Annotated in this window: 14 protein-coding genes and 1 tRNA gene; 8 read left to right on the forward strand and 7 right to left on the reverse strand. The window is 40.8% G+C overall.

What is annotated here, in order from left to right:
• The first annotated feature begins 296 nt into the window (after positions 1-296).
• The 6 genes from VB691_RS12730 to VB691_RS12755 all read left to right on the forward strand — a co-directional run bounded on the left by VB691_RS12730 (position 297) and on the right by VB691_RS12755 (position 10,197).
• Positions 297-791, forward strand: a complete 495-nt coding sequence (locus VB691_RS12730; RefSeq protein ID WP_323291874.1) for a cytochrome — start codon at positions 297-299, stop codon at positions 789-791.
• Between the two features lie 561 nt (positions 792-1,352).
• The gene (locus VB691_RS12735) at positions 1,353-2,693 is read left to right on the forward strand and encodes a PEP-CTERM sorting domain-containing protein (protein WP_323291875.1); all 1,341 of its coding nucleotides are present in this window, start codon (positions 1,353-1,355) and stop codon (positions 2,691-2,693) included.
• A gap of 43 nt (positions 2,694-2,736) precedes the next feature.
• Positions 2,737-4,701, forward strand: a complete 1,965-nt coding sequence (locus tag VB691_RS12740; protein WP_323291876.1) for an alkaline phosphatase — start codon at positions 2,737-2,739, stop codon at positions 4,699-4,701.
• A gap of 161 nt (positions 4,702-4,862) precedes the next feature.
• Positions 4,863-7,298: an ExeM/NucH family extracellular endonuclease gene (locus VB691_RS12745; protein ID WP_323291877.1), complete on the forward strand. Its 2,436-nt coding sequence runs from the start codon at positions 4,863-4,865 to the stop codon at positions 7,296-7,298.
• A 53-nt stretch (positions 7,299-7,351) separates the two neighbouring features.
• On the forward strand, positions 7,352-8,842 hold the full coding sequence (locus VB691_RS12750) for an esterase-like activity of phytase family protein (RefSeq protein ID WP_323291878.1): 1,491 nt from the start codon (positions 7,352-7,354) through the stop codon (positions 8,840-8,842).
• Between the two features lie 107 nt (positions 8,843-8,949).
• Positions 8,950-10,197, forward strand: a complete 1,248-nt coding sequence (locus tag VB691_RS12755; RefSeq protein ID WP_323291879.1) for an esterase-like activity of phytase family protein — start codon at positions 8,950-8,952, stop codon at positions 10,195-10,197.
• A gap of 602 nt (positions 10,198-10,799) precedes the next feature.
• Here the strand turns inward: VB691_RS12755 and VB691_RS12760 are convergent.
• From VB691_RS12760 to VB691_RS12775, 4 genes are all read right to left on the reverse strand, one after another.
• Positions 10,800-13,211 carry a phosphoketolase family protein gene (locus tag VB691_RS12760; RefSeq protein ID WP_323291880.1) on the reverse strand — a complete coding sequence of 804 codons (2,412 nt, stop codon included), beginning with the start codon at positions 13,209-13,211 and terminating at the stop codon, positions 10,800-10,802.
• Between the two features lie 209 nt (positions 13,212-13,420).
• On the reverse strand, positions 13,421-13,750 hold the full coding sequence (locus VB691_RS12765) for a XisI protein (RefSeq protein ID WP_323291881.1): 330 nt from the start codon (positions 13,748-13,750) through the stop codon (positions 13,421-13,423).
• The gene (locus VB691_RS12770; RefSeq protein ID WP_323291882.1) at positions 13,738-14,085 is read right to left on the reverse strand and encodes an element excision factor XisH family protein; all 348 of its coding nucleotides are present in this window, start codon (positions 14,083-14,085) and stop codon (positions 13,738-13,740) included. The genes VB691_RS12765 and VB691_RS12770 overlap by 13 nt, the downstream gene beginning before the upstream one ends.
• A 155-nt stretch (positions 14,086-14,240) precedes the next feature.
• Positions 14,241-14,313: transfer RNA gene (locus VB691_RS12775), tRNA-Thr, on the reverse strand.
• A gap of 120 nt (positions 14,314-14,433) precedes the next feature.
• Between VB691_RS12775 and VB691_RS12780 the strand changes: the two genes are divergently transcribed.
• Both VB691_RS12780 and VB691_RS12785 read left to right on the forward strand, forming a co-directional pair.
• Positions 14,434-14,706 carry a DUF3493 domain-containing protein gene (locus tag VB691_RS12780; RefSeq protein WP_323291883.1) on the forward strand — a complete coding sequence of 91 codons (273 nt, stop codon included), beginning with the start codon at positions 14,434-14,436 and terminating at the stop codon, positions 14,704-14,706.
• Between the two features lie 14 nt (positions 14,707-14,720).
• On the forward strand, positions 14,721-15,515 hold the full coding sequence (locus VB691_RS12785) for an aminotransferase class IV (RefSeq protein ID WP_323291959.1): 795 nt from the start codon (positions 14,721-14,723) through the stop codon (positions 15,513-15,515).
• Positions 15,516-15,520: 5 nt separating this feature from the next.
• Here VB691_RS12785 and VB691_RS12790 read toward each other — a convergent pair whose 3' ends face one another.
• The 3 genes from VB691_RS12790 to VB691_RS12800 all read right to left on the reverse strand — a co-directional run bounded on the left by VB691_RS12790 (position 15,521) and on the right by VB691_RS12800 (position 19,376).
• Entirely contained in the window at positions 15,521-16,456 is a 936-nt protein-coding gene (locus tag VB691_RS12790) for a DUF1194 domain-containing protein (RefSeq protein ID WP_323291884.1), read from the reverse strand.
• A gap of 465 nt (positions 16,457-16,921) precedes the next feature.
• Positions 16,922-17,728 (reverse strand): creatininase family protein, encoded by an 807-nt coding sequence (locus VB691_RS12795; RefSeq protein ID WP_323291885.1) that lies wholly within the window; start codon positions 17,726-17,728, stop codon positions 16,922-16,924.
• A 238-nt stretch (positions 17,729-17,966) separates the two neighbouring features.
• Positions 17,967-19,376 (reverse strand): DICT sensory domain-containing protein, encoded by a 1,410-nt coding sequence (locus VB691_RS12800; RefSeq protein WP_323291886.1) that lies wholly within the window; start codon positions 19,374-19,376, stop codon positions 17,967-17,969.
• Positions 19,377-19,380 lie beyond the last annotated feature (4 nt).

Consider the following 19,380-nt stretch of genomic DNA (forward strand, 5'->3'; position numbering starts at 1 on the left):
TTAAAATTTAGGGTTAAGTATCTTATTTTATCGCCACTTTGATTGTACAACTGAGATCTTGCACCATGAATAAAAAATAACAAAACCCCGATTTTTCAAGACAGCAAACCAAGCATGACTTCCTTACTATTTTGTGAAAAATCGGGGTTTTCAAGCTAGGTGCAAGATCTTCAGTACAATGCCCGTCACCTGGGAACAGTCAACAGATTGCTACAATAATCAACAAGAAAATTAAGACAAATCGAAAGGTTTGATAGGGTTTAGTGTTCATTTCTCTTTTGAAACGTTGGAATTTCTTGTCTTTCGTCATTTCATTGGCGATCGCTCTCTGGTGTGTCAGTATTGGTTGGAGTTTTACTCAAGCCTTAGAAACATCTCCTATCCTAGCTCAATCCCAGAATCCCCTTCGTCCTCGTACTGAAGTGGGTAAAGAGCTTTATGTTTCTACTTGTTCAGGATGTCATATTCCCATTCCCCCAGAAGTGTTACCCACAGAAACTTGGCAAGAACTTTTAGAAAAGCCTAATAAACACTATGGGACTTCCATTCCCAATTTTATCCGCTTGAGTCAAGTCCTGATCTGGGATTATCTAAAAACTTCTTCCCGTCCTATCCTGATTAAAGAGGCTCCGATACCTTTCTATATCGAACAATCCCAATATTTTAAGATTCTTCATCCTCGTGTTGAGTTTACAGAACCCATCACCCATAAAAGTTGCATAGTCTGCCATCCAGGAGTCAAACAGTTTGATTATCGAACCTTAACCCCCGAATGGAAAGATTCGCCTTAAACTGAGGTCTTGCACCATGATTTAAAAATTACCTCCTTAAGGTTAATCATTCCTTAGAAAAAGTTTAAATCATTAATTCAGGCCGCTACTGTCCCAGAACCAAGTTTTAATCTGGGATTAGTAGCGATCGCTGTTTTAGTGGTTTAGGAATATTCCGTCGTCTCCAAGGGTAAAAAACAAGACGAATAAATTTAATCTTGTCTTCTTGATTTCATATACAGGGCTTAACGTGACTCCTATAAACTTCTTTTAGTTGGTACATTGAACGGTCTTGAATTCATTAATTCATTGTTGAGGAGTATCAATCATGTTACGTTATTCTGGATTATTAGTATTAGGATCAGTTGTTTTATATCTCATGCCAACTGATAAATTATTGGCTTCATCCTATTTCATGAATAAAACGCAAGCATTCTAAACAATAATTTGGTGAAAGAGAGTAGGAGTAATTCATGAATTACTCCGACAGCTTATTGCCTAAACTTGCCCATGGCTGTATTTTTTCTGACCTCTTACTCCCCATTTACTTCTCTTTCCTGTTCACTAACCCAGTAATTAAAAATGAAACCAACTTTAACCCCTTCTTTGATTGCTTGGGGATTAGGATTGTTAGCCTCATTTTCTCCTTTTTCTCAAGCACAAGCGTCTAATTTTCGCATTGCAACTTACAATACGTCTTTGAGTCCAAATAGTCAAAATGCTTTGATTCAAGCCCTTTCAATTGCCCCTGGTGATGCGGCATATAATACCGATCCTTTGGCAATTCAAGCTCGTCAAATTGCAGAAGTAATTCAACGCATTAATCCTGATATTATTCTGCTCAACGAGTTTAATTATGATCCCACTGCTCCTACTCAAGCAGCTACTCTTTTTCAGCAAAATTATCTCTCTGTAGGGCAAAATATTTCAGGAAATCCAGCCGCAAATCCGATTAATTTTAATGAATTTTTTGTTCAACCTGGTTCAACAATAGATCCCTTTAATACAGGTATTGCTTCTGGATTTGATTTGGATAACAATGGAGTGATTGTTACGACCCCAGAAACCCCAGGTTATGCGGGAGATGCTTGGGGATTTGGCAATTACCCTGGACAATATGGCATGGTGGTTTATTCAAAATATAATATTTTGGAAGATCAAGCCCGTACTTTTCAAAATTTCTTATGGCTAGATATGCCTGGAAATTTGTTAACTGATATTACTGGAAATAACCCTGATGATTGGTATAGTCCAGAGGAAGCGGCTCTATTTCCTCTTTCTTCTAAGAGTCACTGGGATCTTCCCATTGATGTTAATGGTGAAATTATTCACGTTTTAGCTAGTCATCCAACTCCCCCAGTTTTTGATGGAGAAGAAGATCGTAATGGACGAAGAAACTTTGATGAAATTCGTCTTTGGAATGACTATATTACCCCTGGTCAAAGTAACTATATTTACGATGATAATGGGATTTTTGGAGGGATTGCTTCTGGGTCAAAATTTATCATTATGGGAGATCAAAATGCTGATCCTAATGATGGGGATAGTGTACCAGGGGCGATTAATCAACTACTCAATAATCCTCTGACTAATACCAGTAAAACTCCTTCTAGTTTAGGGGGCGTAGAATATCCTGATCGTGATTTTTCCCATACGGGTAATCCTGCCTATGATACCGCAGCTTTTACGGGGGGATTAAGGGTTGATTATGTGCTACCTTCCGCCAATTTATCAATTATCGATGCCCAGGTATTTTGGCCAACTCCTAATAGTCCTTTTAATTCATTAAATAGTGCTTCGGATCATCATTCTGCATTTGTAGATCTGAGTACCACTTCTGTGCCTGAGCCTTCAACCATTTTAGGAATTTTAGCTTTAGGTATCGGCGGTTTGTTCTCCTCAAAAAACCGCAAGTCTAACTAAAGCCCAACTTTGTCCATCACCTTAACTTACGGAGCAAAACAAAATGAACCTGTTGTTCAACATTAACCTCAATTCTACCTTCTCAAAAGCGATCGCCTTCAGTCTAGTAGGATTAGTAGGAACTATTTCCCTAACTCCTAACATTGCTCAAGCAGCTACTGTAACCAATACCAAGAATGTCATCATCATGATTGGAGATGGCATGGGTTGGGAAATGGCCCGCGCTGCTGCTATTCAGGAACAAATTAATGCAGGGAATTTGGGCAATAGCCTCATTGATTTTTACACATCAGGTAAAGGGTCAGGATTGGCTTTCCAAGAGCTTTCTAACTATGTCCTATCAACGACCTACGGAACAACCATTGCTCCCGCTAATGGAACTTTTAACACAAGTAATTCTGCGATCGCGGGCAATAACATAACGGGTGAAGGTTCGGTTTTACCTGGTTTTGTCTTCGATCCCACCTTCAACCCAGGTACAACCCCCACTGGAGGTGCATCTAATCCTAACTCCTATGCAGTGGGTAATCTCGTTGGTTATGATCCTGTTCGGGGTGGTGCTACGCCTTGGGATGCAGCTTATTATGGGGGGGCAATTCCTTCAGGATTTGACAAAGAATACATCAAATATAGCTATCCTGACTCCGCAAACACGGCAACTACCCTCTACACAGGGGTTAAAAGTTACAACAGTGCCATTGGTGTTGATATTTACGAGCAACCCTTAGATTCTGCCTTAAAAATTGCCTCAGAAGCAGGAAAATCTACAGGTTTGGTCACTTCCGTTCCTATCGATCATGCTACTCCAGGGGCGGCTGCAGCTAACGTCAACCGTCGTAATAAACTCGATCAGCCCTATCCTTTACTCGATAACATTCTGCAACAGGAACTCCGCATCTTTCAGCCCACTGTGCTATTAGGAGGAGGTAATCCTGCGAGTAATCCCCTTCCCCTTCAACCTGATGTAGAACCGCCCCAAGACTTCACCTATATCACCCAAGACACCTACGACTACCTTGTCGCTAATCCCAATAGTAACCGCTACGGCTACCAATTTTTGGAAAGTGGCCCCAATGCGACGGCAACCCTGTTAGCGGCGGCGGCTTTAATCGATCCCAATAACCTCGGTAATCGTCTTTTAGGACTCTATGGGGCAGAAGGACAAAACGGGAACTTACCCATTAATTCGGCGGATGGAACTTACCAAAATACAGGGTTAGATATGTTCTCTTTGTATAGTTCGGCTCAAGCAGGAAGTCCTAACAATATTACCCCCGGTATTCCTAATCCTGATACAGTGCGCCCTCTCCAACCTGGAGAAACCGACGAGGAATTTATCGCCCGTCAGTTAGATGAAAATCCTCGCCTCAAAGACTTAACCCAAGCAGCTTTAACAGTTCTGGAGAAAGATCCTGATGGTTTCTGGTTGATGGTTGAAGCTGGCGACATTGATTGGGCCGCCCACGATAACAACCTCGACAACCTCATCGGTGCAATGTCTGATTTTAATGATTCTGTTGACTATGTGATCAACTGGATCGCTAATAATGGCGGTTGGGAGCAGAACTTATTAATTGTTACAGCCGACCATGACCATTATTTCACCCTCAATGATAATTTTCCTGAACTGTTGCGGACTGTCGGCGCCCATGATTTAACCTACTCAAATAATACTCCCGCGAGTGCTGGTCATTTCTGGGGTTCTGCTGGCTCTGATCCCGCTAATGCTGACTCTTTGGTCAAGTATGACTGGGGTACTCATAGCAATCGTCCTGTTCCCGTCTATTTTCAAGGGAATGGGTCAGAAGTGCTACTTAATTCCGTCGGTCAAGGTTATGACGCTTATGGTAATGCTATTCCAGGGATTCCTGGATTGGTGGATCAAGTTCATACTGCCAAGACTCAACTTCAGGCACTCCAGACAGTTCCTGAGCCTGGTTCAGTGCTTGGCTTCTTAGCCATTGGATTTTTGGGACTGGGTTCCAAGCTCAAACAAAAAATTAAATAAGGGACAAGCTGAGACAATTTGATCTCAGCAATTAGCTCAAGTTTTTGTTGATTTATTCCAAAAAACTTGAGCTATCCCTTTACTTTAACAATTTACTTACTGATTGATATGTGGCCAAGAATTGAAGATTGAAGTTTGTATTGAGTATGAGGAGTCCAAAAATGTTACGTTTTCCTGTTTTAGCTAATTTAACGGCCTTGATTGGTTTGGGATTTTTTACACCGGCCAGTTATGCAGCTTTAGTCGGACAATATACCTTTGATGGCAATAGTTTAGCCGCGAGTAGCGTTGCTAATAATCTCAGTTTTAGTGATTTTGGTACAGGTTCAGGTTTAATCATTCCTGGCAGTAATTCAAGCGGTTTTGCCGCTGGTAATCCTACGCCAGCAATCATTCGCAACAATTGGGGTAGTAGTTTTACTTCTGATGATTACTTTAATTTTACCGTAACACCTAGTAATAACAATACTCTCAATTTATCCAACTTAACCTTTAATACTCAACGCTCTGGTACAGGGCCAAATCAGATAGAAATCCGCTCAAGCTTAGATAATTATGCGACGGCGATCGCTAGTTCAAATTCCGTTGCCACGAGTATTAATTCTGCTCCTCTAAACTTCAACTTATCCAGCTTGACCAATATTTCCCAACCCCTGGATTTAAGAATTTATGGCTATGGTGCGACGGGTACTGGCGGGACATTAAGACTCGATAACGTTCAACTCAATGGAGATATAAATGGTGGTACTCCCCCCACGCCGCCGCCCCTTGTTCCTATTTATGATATTCAAGGAACGGGTAGCAGCAGTCCCCTTGTCGGTCAAAGCGTTAAAACCCAAGGTGTTGTTGTGGGGAGTTTCTTGGGGACTAACCTACTCAATGGCTTCTTTATTCAGGACAATACTAACGCCAATGACCCTAGCACAACCGGAGCTTCTAACGGAATCTTTGTTTCTGCGCCTTCTGTGAATAGTCTTGATGTGGGTACTTTGATAGAAATTGTCGGACAAGTTTCCGAAAGTTTCAACAGAACCCAAATTACCCTGAGTGATCCCCTTTCTATTCTAGGAACAGGTTTAACAATCGCTCCCACAGCCGTTACTTTACCAGTTGCCAGTTCTGATTATTTAGAACGCTATGAGGGAATGCTAGTCAACTTACCCCAAAGCCTTGCCGTGACAGATAACTTTGGCTTAGGACGTTTTGGGGAAGTGGGTTTATCTTCTGACGGACGCTTGTATCAGCCGACCCAAATTGCCGCGCCAGGGGCTGCTGCTAATGCTATTCAGGCTCAAAATAACCTCAACCGGATCATCCTAGATGACGGTAGTAATATCCAAAATCCTGATCCTATTCCCTATCCTTCTCCTGTTCCTCCTGGGTTAACAGCCAGCAATACATTAAGATTGGGCGAAACCACAACAGGAGTCACGGGGGTTCTCGATTATGGCTTTAGTGCCTACCGTATCCAACCCACGGCCGAACCCAGTTTTGATACCGCCACAAATCCTCGTCCTCTAACCCCTGCTAATGTGGGCGGAAACATCACCGTAGGGGACTTTAATCTAGAGAATTATTTTACGACTCTAGGCTCAAGAGGCGCAGAAACTGCCGAGGAATTCCAACGTCAGCAAGCTAAATTAGTCAGTGCTTTATTAGGACTCAATGCTGATGTTTTGGGCATAGAAGAAATAGAAAATAATGGTTATGGCCCTGATAGTGCGATCGCATCTTTAGTCAATGCCCTTAATGCCGTTGCGGGAGAGGGAACTTATGCCTATATTAATCCTGGTGTACCCCAATTAGGAACCGATGCGATCGCCGTTGGACTGTTGTATAAACCCGCTAAAGTGAGTCCTGTCGGCGATACTGCCATTCTCGATACTGGTATCTTTAATCCTGCCATCAACCGTCCTTCCATCGCCCAAACCTTTATCGGTTTACCCAATACGGAACAGTTTACGGTCAATGTAAACCATTTTAAATCAAAGGGAGGCACTGCATCGGCGGCCGGTTCTTGTAGTGCGGCCGACAACGCAGATCAAGGGGATGGTCAAGGAGGGTTTAATTGTACTCGTACCCTACAGGCGGCCGAATTAACCCAATGGTTAGCCACTAATCCCACTAACAGCAATACCGACTACCAGATAATTCTGGGAGATTTAAACGCTTACGCCAAGGAAGACCCCATTACTAAGATCGAGTTTAATGGTTACATTAACTTAGATACACAATTCGGCGGGCCCGATGTTTATTCCTATCTTTTTGGAGGACAGTCAGGCACATTAGATTATGCCTTTACCAGTCTTAGTCTGAATCCTTTTGTAACGGGTGCAGCACCTTGGCATATCAACGCGGATGAACCAGATGTTTTAGGATATAGCACAGCCTTTAAATCCCCCAATCAAATTGTTAACCTCTATGCACCCGATGCTTACGCTTCTTCTGATCATGATCCACTGCTAGTGGGACTTCAGCTACGAAGTGTTCCTAATCCTGATAGCCCGCAAAGCGTTCCGGAACCTGGTTCAGTCTTAGGTTTCCTGGGACTGGGACTTTTTGGACTTGCTTCAAAGTTAACGCGAAAAATCAAATAATACCAATTTCCTATTTCCTAATCAAGTTGCAAATTTAGCATTTTTGAAGCCTTATGAAATCAACAAAAACTTTCTTTTCCGCGTTCATCAGTACCTTAAGTTTGTCTGTTTTGACCACTCAAGCGACTCTTGCTAATTCTCTAGTAAATACCATAGTTATTCCAGGGGATGCAACGGATTTAAGTGGTCAACCTAATGGCGCAAATGGAAATCGCTTAGGTGGTTTTTTCTCCGATCTTTACTATGATCGCAGTAATAATGTCTATTATGGTTTAAGCGATCGCGGGCCAGGTGGGGGAACCATTGCTTATGATACCAGGGTGCAAAAATTTACCTTGGAGGTTGATCTCAATACTGGGGCAATTAGTAATTTTAACTTGCTTGATACGATTCTATTTACCCAGAATGGTCAAAACTTCGATGGCTTAAATCCTAGAGTTCTCAATGGTGATAGTGCAGTTCTTGGTTTAAGCTTTGACCCTGAAGGCTTTGTAGTGGCTCCTAATGGGAATTTTTACGTCTCTGATGAATATGGCCCCTCTGTCTATGAATTTGATTCTAGCGGGTCATTTTTACGCGCATTCATGACCCCTGATAATCTTATTCCCAAACAAGGTACTACTCCTAATTATGTAGATGGTCGCGGTACAATCACGACAGGTCGTCAGGATAATCGCGGTTTTGAAGGATTAGCTATTAGTCCAGATGGCACAAAATTATTAGCCATGTTACAAGATCCTTTAGTCAATGAAGGAACATCTGGAACCTCTGATGATGGTCGCTACAGTGGTAATTTAAGAATTGTTGAATTTGATATTGCTACTGGTAATAGTACGGCTCAATATATTTATCAATTAGAAAGTCTTGCGGATATTAATGATCGTATTCCTGGAACAGCTAATGATTTTCCTGCAACCAGTCAGGGACGAAATATTGGAATTAGTGCCATTATTGCTATTAATGACCATGAATTTTTAGTTCTAGAACGAGATAATCGAGGTCTTGGAGTTGATGCGCCTACTGTTGCTGATGTTGCTAATAATCCTGTTGCTAGTAAACGAATTTACAAAATTGATCTCACGGGAGCAACAGATGTTAGTAATATTTCTTTGACTGGTACTAATTCTCTCGGCGGGATTATTCCTGTGAATAAATCATTGTTTTTGGATATTCAAAGCCAATTACAAGATGCCGGACAATTAGTTCCCGAAAAAATTGAAGGGTTAGCAATTGGACCTCAATTAATTGATGGTAGTTACGCCCTAATCATTGGCACAGATAATGATTATAGCGTTACTCAAAATGGTAGTAATGTTCAATTTAATGTCTGTACTGATTTTGTTGATCAATCAGTTAATAACGTTCCCATTCAAGATTTCTGTCCTCAAGGACTGGATTTAATTCCCACCTATCTCTATTCTTTCAAAGAAAATGTTCCTAATTTTGTACCCCGTGAAACTGTCCCAGAACCAAGCGCAATTTTCGGATTAATTAGCTTAGGTTTAGGGGGAGTAATCGTCAAAAAAGGTCGTAAATCCCTTTGATTTATTGCTCTTGTAATTAACAAAAATTAGCTCAAGTAATCGTTAACAAATCGAATATCTTGAGCTATTCCCTTTCCTGAATACACAAGTTAATGGAGAAAAGCATCATGCAACAACTAAACACAAATTCACTCTTTACTGCTGGACTATTAAGCAGTGTAATTCTTGGACTGGTTAATCCTCAACCGATTCAAGCTTCTTCTTTACAATTAAACTTTTTAGGTCAATCAATTGTTCAAACTGGAACAACTTTTGGTGGCACTCAAGTTGGTGGTTTATCAGGCATTGATTATAGTCCTGCTTTGGATGTTTATTATGCCAATTCTGATGATCGCAGTACCATTAATCCAGCAAGATTCTACACTCTTACTTTAGATTTAAGTCAATTTAATAATGATGGGAATAATAGCGGTGTAACTTTTACCGATGTTACTACTCTTTTACAAGCCAATGGTCAACCTTTCCCCGCAAATAGTCTTGATCCTGAAGACCTTACCTTAGTCAATGGCAATGTCTATATTCCCTCAGAAGGAGAGGTTTCTACTAATCGCATTGTTGATCCTTTTTTCAATTCTTTTGATGTTACCACAGGGCAACAAAATCAAGCTTTACCTATTCCTTCTCAATTTATTCCTCAACCTAATTCTATTCCAACAACCAGTGGAGTTCGTAATAATTTATCCTTAGAAAGTGCAACCGTTACTCCCGATTTTCGTTACCTGTTTACTGCTTCCGAAAATGCTTTAGTACAAGATGGCCCCGTAGCAACGGTAAGTAATGGCACTCCATCACGAATTTTGCAGTACGATCTAACCACAGGACAGCCTATTGCCCAATTTATCTATAATACTGACCCCGTTGCCCTTCCTCCTAATCCTTCAGGTCAATTTAACACCAATGGGTTAGTGGATTTATTGGCTTTAGATAATAGTGGTCAGCGATTTTTAGCCTTAGAGCGGTCTTTTTCTGTGGGTGCAGTGGGAACCCCAGGAAATACGGGCAATACTGTCAAAATTTTTGAGGTTTCCTTAGCAGGGGCGACGGATATTAGTGGATTATCCTCTATTAATGGACAACCTAACCTAATTGCTGCTCAAAAAACCCTTCTTTTAGATTTAACCACCTTGGGTATCCCCATTGATAACCTTGAAGGGTTGGCTTTTGGGGAAACTCTTACCAATGGTAATCGTTCTTTAATTTTAGTTAGCGATAATAACTTTAGTCCGACCCAATTTACTCAATTTTTGGCGTTTGAAGTTGAATCTCAATCTGTTCCTGAACCCTCATCTATTTTAGGATTTGGCTTATTAGGAATCTTCGGACTGCGGAGACTTCTTGCTAAACCGTTGCAGTGACACTCCTCCCGACGCTGACCGAAGCGGTACAGCGCGGGCTTCCCTACCTCACGACAGGACGTTACTGTTTCATCGGTCTTTTCTAGATACACAAATGTTTCCACTTATATATCCCCGTCCAGATACCTCCACGCCAGTCGCTCATGGGGGAAACCCCCAAGACCGCGCTGGCTCCACAGTCAGCACCACCGACTATCCATCGGCTGTAATGTATCGAGTTTCTATCCAGAAAAACTTTTTTACCCGTTTCCAGCTTCTGAGCATTGTTGATTGTCTGGGGCAATCTAGGGACGCATATCGACCCTGGCTAGAGCGATGGGGTTCGCCCTTTAATTTTTTAGCCTGTTTCCAGGTGTCGATTAGACTGCTCTTATTTTACTCTTCGTGGCCTTGTTTGTCAATTTTCGTGGCATCGAGCCACTCAATTGACCCGCCTATCTGTTACTGAGCTTGTGGAAGTATCCCGACGCTGACTTCGTACAGCGCGGGGCTTCTCGGCGGTAAGCTAACAGGTGAACTTTTTCCTAGTTGGAAATTGAAGGTAATTTTGAGATCCTTTCCGAAAGTAGGGACAATTCATGAATTGTCCCTACAATTAATAATTAAAAGGGCCATTTCCAGTTAGTAATTTCTGGCTTATCAATGCCATTTTCGTAAGCATAAGCCCGATGTTCAATCATCTCATTCTTCATGCGTTGTTGAACATAAGCAGCAGCAGATCCTAATTTTGGCACCCGATCAATCACATCCAAAACCAAGTTAAATCGATCAATTTGGTTGTTCATTGCCAACTCTAAGGGTGTATTAATATTACCCTTTTCTTTATAACCCCGTACATGGAGATTATGATGATTTGTATGACGATAGGTTAACTTATGAATTAACCAAGGATAACCATGAAAGTTGAAAATGATTGGCTTATCTGTGGTAAACAAAGTATCAAAATCTCGTGCAGATAATCCGTGAGGATGTTCTGATTCTGGTTGCAGTTTAAACAAGTCTACCACATTAATAAAACGCACTTTTAATTGAGGGAATTCTTCCCGTAAAATAGCAGTCGCGGCTAAAGATTCTTGAGTAGATACATCCCCAGAACAAGCCATAATTACATCAGGATGATCCGGTTCTTTTCCACAGTCATCATTACTGGCCCATTCCCAAATTCCAATGCCTTTTGTACAGTGTTTAACGGCATCTTCCATGCTTAAATATTGCAGGTGTTTCTGTTTATCAGCCACGATAACATTGACATAATCTTTGCTTTTTAAACAGTGATTGGCCACGGATAATAAACAGTTAACATCAGGGGGAAAATAAACCCGAACAACTTCTGCACTCTTATTAGTAACTAAGTCAACATAACCAGGATCTTGATGAGAAAACCCATTATGATCTTGTCGCCAAACTGTTGAAGAAAGCAGAATATTTAAAGAAGAAATAGACGCACGCCAAGGCACTTCATGTTTACAAATATCTAACCATTTAGCGTGTTGATTAAACATGGAATCAACCACATGAGCAAAGGCTTCATAAGTGTTGAAAAAGCCATGACGACCTGTTAATAAATACCCTTCTAACCAGCCTTGTAAGGTATGTTCACTTAACATTTCCATCACCCGACCATCTCTGGTGATTTCTGTGCCGTCTGCATCCTCTTCTAAGATATCAGCCATCCACACTTTTTTGCTGACTTCATAGATCGCATCTAAACGGTTAGAAGCGGTTTCATCTGGGCCAAATACGCGGAAACTGTTCATATTATTAGCCATGACATCCCGCAAAAAGATCCCTAATGGCTTTGTATTTTCTGCTTCTACCGCACCAGGTTTGTCCACTTCTACGCCGTATTCTCGAAAATCAGGCATTTTTAGGTCTTTTCGCAAAACTCCACCATTAGCGTGAGGGTTGGCACTCATGCGACGGTTTCCCGTGGGAGCCAAGTCTTTTAACTCAGGTAACAGTTTACCCGTTACGTCAAAAAGTTCTTCCGCTTTGTAGCTTTTTAACCAGTCTTCTAATATCTTGATGTGTGCAGGGTTGCCGTGCATTCCTGATAAGGGGACTTGGTGCGATCGCCAAAAATCTTCAGTCTTTTTCCCATCTACGAAGGCGGGGCCAGTCCACCCTTTAGGAGAGCGTAACACAATCATGGGCCACATGGGACGTTCAGCCACCCCACTAAGACGGGCCTCGTTTTGAATCTGTTTAATCTCTAAAACGACTGTTTCGAGGGTTGCAGCCATCTTCTGGTGCATAATTTCGGGATCAGATCCTTCCACAAAATAGGGTTTATAACCATACCCTTTAAAGAGATATTCAAGTTCTTCGTGACTAATACGGGCGAAGATGGTGGGATTCGCAATTTTATAACCATTTAGGTGCAAAATAGGTAAAACTGCCCCATCTCGAATCGGGTTAAGGAACTTGTTAGAATGCCAAGCAGTGGCTAAGGGGCCGGTTTCTGCTTCTCCGTCTCCCACTACCGCAACGGTAATGAGATCAGGGTTATCTAACACAGAACCGTAAGCATGGGATAAACTATAGCCTAATTCTCCTCCTTCATGAATAGAACCGGGGGTTTCTGGGGTGCAATGACTACCGATACCACCGGGGAAGGAAAACTGTTTAAAAAAGGCTTTCATTCCTTCTTCATCTTCGCTTTTTTCGGGGTAAACTTCCGAATAGGTTCCTTCTAGATAAACAGGGCCTAAAATTCCAGGCGCACCATGGCCAGGGCCGGCCATATAAACAGTATCTAAATCGTATTTTTTGATCAGTCGGTTAAGGTGAATATAAATGAAGCTTAGACCAGGACTTGAACCCCAATGACCTAATAAGCGGTTTTTGACTTGTTCTTCTTTTAAGGGTTCTTTAAGTAAAGGATTATCCCGTAAATAAATCATACCAACGGCGAGATAATTACAAGCACGCCAATAAGCATGAATTTTACGCAATTCTTCGGGAGATAGGGGGTTTTCTGTTGACATTGTTGTTTGGGAGGGTGCCTGAACCATAATATTCTCCTTATAATTACCAAGTTTATCAAGCATCTTGGTTAATAACTTTTATTTTGCCTTAGTTTGTGTTCCTTTTTGTGTTAACTTTTGCCCAAGCAAACATAAATAATCAAACCATTAACAGATGATAATTTATTCTTAAACTCTGTGACTTGCAATCTTATTATAGTTGATATTGATATTTATATTGATATTTTCGCACAAAATCAACCTACAGCAAAGTCAGTTAAACTGCGTTTATAAGGGGCATAAAATCCCAAAACAATATCCTGCTTGGGAACACCAGCAGCAATCAGTTGATTAGCAATTCCGATTTCTGTTCCGTCTCTTTGAATCCAAATTTTATCTTGTTTTAAATCAACATGAATAATAACACCATAAACTCTTTTTTGTTCTTTCCAGCCAATATTTAAGACTTGATAGTGATGACGTTCTCTATCAAAAATTATTTGAATTTCTGTGCTGTTTTTATTATCATTTTCTGAATGTTGTATTAAAATATCTTCGATTAGTTTAGCATAATCTATTCTTCCCATAATATAACCTCTTGTTGAATTGAATTAAAAATTAAAAGTTTGAGTTTATATTCTGCAACAGAATCTTGAATGAATTGACGAGTAAAGAAATCTTCATAAGTATCCTGAGGAATTGCTAGATAGAGAACTCTTTCGGGATCTTCCTTTTTTAATGCTAACCGATAATTGAGGATTTGTCCTAATGCAAGATGAAATTCTCTAACTTCTGATGCCCCCAAGAAAGATTTAATTTCTATGGCAATTTTTTGACCTGCTTTTTCGGCGGCAATTAATCTTTCTGCTCCCAAATCTATGTAAAATTCTACGTCATTTACTTTAAGATAAAATTGAATCAAAGGCTAGACTAAAAGTAGCTCATTCCCGTAGACAACTGGTTTTGATAGGAGTATATGCGCGAAGTTATTGACTTGTTCGACGAAGCTATCAAAGAGGCTGACTTTTTGCTGAACTGGTATCTGCAGTATGGAGTCAAAGACTATTAGAAACCTTAAGCCACGTATGAGACTTGAACTCACGACCCCATCATTACGAGTGATGTGCTCTACCAACTGAGCTAACGTGGCCTGAAAAACCCAATCAACACTAAGGCTCTATTGAACTTTTAGGGTAAGATAGGCTTTTCTGAATATTTAGTATACCCTAAAAAATAAACTAAGTACCAGCCAACAGCCGAGAATTTTTTAATGAATAAATCCCCTAACCCCTCTCGTCAGTCTCGTTCCAAGCTAGATCCCGAAAAATATGCTAGGTTAAAAGCAGAGGTCAAAGCCCCCTATAAAGGATTCAGACAGTTTTTTTATGTTGCTTTCGGTGCATCGGGTTTTATTGGTGCTGTAGTATTTTTAGCACAGTTAGCCGCAGGACGAGATGTAACAACGGCATTGCCTAATTTTGCTTTACAGGTGGGAGTTGTCGCGTTAATGGTGTGTTTATTTAAGTTAGAAAAAAAATCTTAGCTTTCTTGTCTAAAATGTATTGGTATGATGGTCAAATCATCGAACAAGATCGGATTTGTTTACCCCTGACTGAACCAGGTTTAATTTATGGGGCTACCGTATTCACAACCTTACGGGTTTATCAACAGTCTCTAGAACATCCTCTAACTCAGTGGGAAGCCCATTGTCATCGTTTACAACACAGTCTCCAAGACTTTGGTTGGACTCTACCCTCTTGGCACCAATTACGTCAAGGGGCAGAACATCTGATTCCCCATTATCCTGTTTTGAGATTGACGATTTTTCCTGATGGGCGAGAATGGATTATGGGGCGTTTTTTACCGGAAGATTTAGCAAGATCTCAACGTCAGGGAATTAAAGGATGGGTAGCCCATCATTCTCTCTTTCAACGGACTTTAAATGCTTATAAAACAGGTAATTATTTAGGGGCATGGTTGGCTTTACAAAAAGCGAAAAGTTTAGGCTTTAGAGAAGCTATTTTAGTCAATTCTCAAGGCAATTGGCTAGAAAGCAGTACCGGAAATTTGTGGGGATACAAAGCTGGTAAATGGTATACACCACCCTTAGAAGATGGTATCTTGCCAGGAATTGGGCGATCGCAGTTAATCTCTTGGTTATCTAACCAGAATATTGAGATAGACGAAAGCCAATGGACTCCAGAATGGGTAAAGGATTTGGAAATTATTGCTTACACCAATAGTGTTGTCGAAATCATTCCCTTCTCTGAGATTGTTTTAGGAGAGAAACAACTTGTTTTTGATGCCTCTCATGATGCTCTCCAACAATTACAGGATTATTATCAACTATAAGTAGTTTATCCTCGTTTACGTTGACCGAATAACCCTAATAGACTAATCCCTAGTAACCCCAATAATGAACTGGGTTCGGGAACTGTTTGAGGATCATCTGATGGATCTGGATCACCTGATGGATCTGGGGGATTCAATAATTCTCCAGTGGTTTCTTTCTTTAATTTTGAGCGGAATGCCTCTTCTAATAACATTTCTCCATCTGCATATTCTGTCATGACAAAGGCAGAGCGACCATCAAAATTTTTATTTTTGAACTGAGGATCAACAGTTGGATAGGGATCAACGATTTTTTGCAAAGTAGAAAGATTATAAGTGGTGGAAGAAGTCAATGGTGAATTATTATCTGACTGCGAGGCAGGTATAGCCAGGGCATTAATGGTGACAAATTCCTGATAAGCTTTACCGGCTGCAATGAACGGATGAATGGTACTACCAAAATTGAATCCATCACTGGATAAATTTATAACTTTATGACCCTCGTAATCATTTGTTAGTAAATCATTAACTATCGTGTCAATTGCATTACCAATTGGCGACAAGCCACCAATTTTAGCTTGACCTCCTGTTACCAGTTTTTGTCCAAAAGATGCGGCTGATGAAGGATTATCCTGGTTAATTAATGTCCAATCAGCAATTTGGGTAACAATTTGATTTTGACCGACAGTGCCAAATTGATAAGCACTAACGGCTAAGCTTTTATTTGGTAAAGCCTTAACAAATTCATTGAAAAAATTCGGATCACTAAAAATATTATTGAGGCTATTAATTTGTTTATCATAATCATCTTGGGAAATACTATTAGAAGCATCTATGGCAAAAACTAACTCAATATCTACTGGAGTTAAATTGGCGGCACTGGCACCGAGTCCATAGCTTAAAACAGAAAAGGCGCAGGCAGTACCAATTAAAGTTTTTGGGAGTAAGGTAAAGGATTTCATGAGGAATTTTTGATTTTATTTAAGTAAGGTTTATTTCTAGATAGCAAGTTGTTTACTGTTTTCATTAAGGTTTGTTTTGACCAACCTTATCTTTATTGAAAAATGAATTTGGTCTTTGTCTATACTTAACTCTGGCATATATCAATAGTTTATAGCAAGCCTTAACCTAAAACTTTATCAATAAATTATTCTATTTTAAACTTTAGATAAAGAGAGGGATTTTGAGAGAAAAATTAACTTAATAAAATTCAGTAAAAACACGGATAATTTCATTGACGACAATAACAAAATATCCGTAAAATTATGGATATTTTACCGATGTTCTAGTTAAATTAATAGAAAATATCCCTCTCAGTAACATTCGCAATTTTTCCGTATATTTACGGAAAAATTCTGCCATTTGTCTCATCAACTGACAGTAATTTTACCTAGCCTCTTCCTTTGATTGATTTCTAGAGGGGTTGATTAAGTAAAAGTCGGTTGACGAAATTGATAAATATCCCTGATCACTTGTACCCAACCCTCAGCGACGGAGGCTAAGAGGCGATCGCCTTTTTCTTGAGTCGCTGCTGTTGCATCTCCCATCACTCCACTTTGGGTTAATTCTTGGGTTAACCAAGCAAAGGGTAATTTTCCTTCCATACTCAGTAAACTATTCTCTGGCAACCCTTGGGGATATTCTCGTACCGCCTTTTCCATCCTCACATGATCGGGTAATAAGGAAAGAAGGATGCTAGTTTCTGCGTCCCCTGCGTGAATACCGTATTCTAATTCTTGCGGTGTCAGTAATTCTTTGGCAATATGGGGAACGCGCCAGGTAAATAAGGGAAATACACAAAAGTCTGAATATTGTTGATGAATGTCTCTAGCAGCAATTTCCATAATTTGGGGTTGTCCCCCATGGGAATTCATTAAAACCAGTTTACGAAAACCCGCACGATAAATACTCGCGGCGACTTCCATGATCACAGTTAATAAGGTTGTCGCGCTGAGGGTAATAGTTCCAGGAAAATGCCAATGTTCATTGGATTTGCCATAATAAAGGCAGGGTAAGGCATAAGCCGGAATTTCCGGTTCTAATTGCCCTAAGGCCTTACCCAAAACCCCCATACTAATGGCAGAATCGACAATAATTGGTAAATGGGGGCCATGTTGTTCAATGGCCCCAATAGGCTGCACAATGACGACATTTTCTTTGTTTTTCATGGCCTGAATTTCAGTCCATGTCAGATAGGGAAAAAAGCGTTGGGGTGGAATAAAACCGTGCATCATGGGTTTGTTTGGGGACGAAGCTCGTTGTGTTAATATTTCTAATATCTCGACAAGGCGAGAAACATAGCGATAACCAAGCTAGATTCATAATCATTTTTTTTGATTAACCTTGTATTTTACCTTCGGGACGAGGGAGTAGCTTATCGCCTTGGCGTAAGACTCGCTATTGCTTGCAATAGAAAGCTGCTGATTGGGTAAGAAGCCCGCGCTGTACGCTTGCGCGACTCGTCGGGACAGTTCACGAGGACAATTCGACGGGAAAAAGTATTCTAAAGATAGTTCCCTTACCAACCTGAGAGGCCACCTCAATTTTACCCCCGGATTGCTCCACTAAGTTACGAACAACGGCTAAACCAAGTCCTATACCTTCTTTCGTCTGGGGAAGGGTATTTCGTCCCCGATAGAAACTGTCAAAAATTCTCGGCAGATCGCTGTTTTCTATGCCAATACCTGTATCACTCACTGACAATTCTACCCCTTCCGGTTTAAGAAAAGCTTGTACAGAAACCCTACCGTTAGCCGGGGTAAATTTTAAGCTATTGTGAATCAAGTTTTGTAAAATGTGTCGCAACCAAACCCCAGGACAAGCGACATGGGGAAATCCTGGGGGGATGGTATAGCCTAAGACGATCCCTTTTTCTTCTGCGATCGCTTGATAGGTACTGACAATCCCTGGAACTACCTCCTCTAATTTAACATTGAGGTCTGTTTCGTCAAGGGGTTGGTTGAGTTGGATTAATTCTTGTAGCCCTGTAATCAGAATGTTTTGGCGATCGCATTCTCCTTTCAATAAGTCCAAATAGCGTTGACGCAGTTCTCGTTTATGTTGTTTTGACTCTAACAACTGCAAGGCCGTTTTCATATTGGTTAAAGGTATGCTTAGTTCTCTGGTGAGGATTTTAAGAAAGTCTTCTCCTAAGTTGAGAAAGCTAAGGGCCGTTGGTTGTTTAGGGGGAGTGTCTTGTCTTAGTTGGGACGACTCTTGGGCCGATTGATTTTCTTGTAAGTGTTGATACAATAATTTGGTTAACAAGGCCGAATCAATGCTTGATGGTAAGGGAAAGGCCAAAACCGAGTCGGTGAGGAGTTCTACTGGTGTAATGTCTGTAATAGTAATCATTCGTTTAATTCCCATTAAGACCCGTTGAATGACTACGGGATCAAAACTATAAACTAGCTTGAGAAAAGACGGTTCTAACAGTCCTGAAGGGGGTTCTTCTCCCGACGGGATTTGTTCTTGGGCTAAAATCAGGCTACAAAATTGAGGGGAGAGAATTAGACAAAAATATTCTCTTTTTAGGTGAGAACTCGCTTCTAGAAGAATCGGGGTTATGCTATCTTTTGAGGAATAATGTTCAGGGTATGTCTGGCGGGAAGGAGTGGTTCCCCCTCCTCGACTAATGGTGCAGCGATAGACTTCTTCAGCGAGGCCTTCCTGCTGATATTCTTCTATTGTCGCCCACCAACGGGGATGAGTTGGCAATTTTACCCAAACCGTTGCCCGAATTTGTTGATCGAGTAAAAATTGAATTAAGCTATCGACCCGTTCTCTCAAGGTACTGGCTTTGATGGTTAAAGCGGGGGGTGAGGTTCCGAGAGTTTGGGTTAATTGGTACAGGGATAGTTCTGGCGTAAGGGGAAGATTCATCCGT

Source organism: Crocosphaera sp. XPORK-15E, assembly GCF_034931425.1.
GTDB lineage: Bacteria > Cyanobacteriota > Cyanobacteriia > Cyanobacteriales > Microcystaceae > UHCC-0190.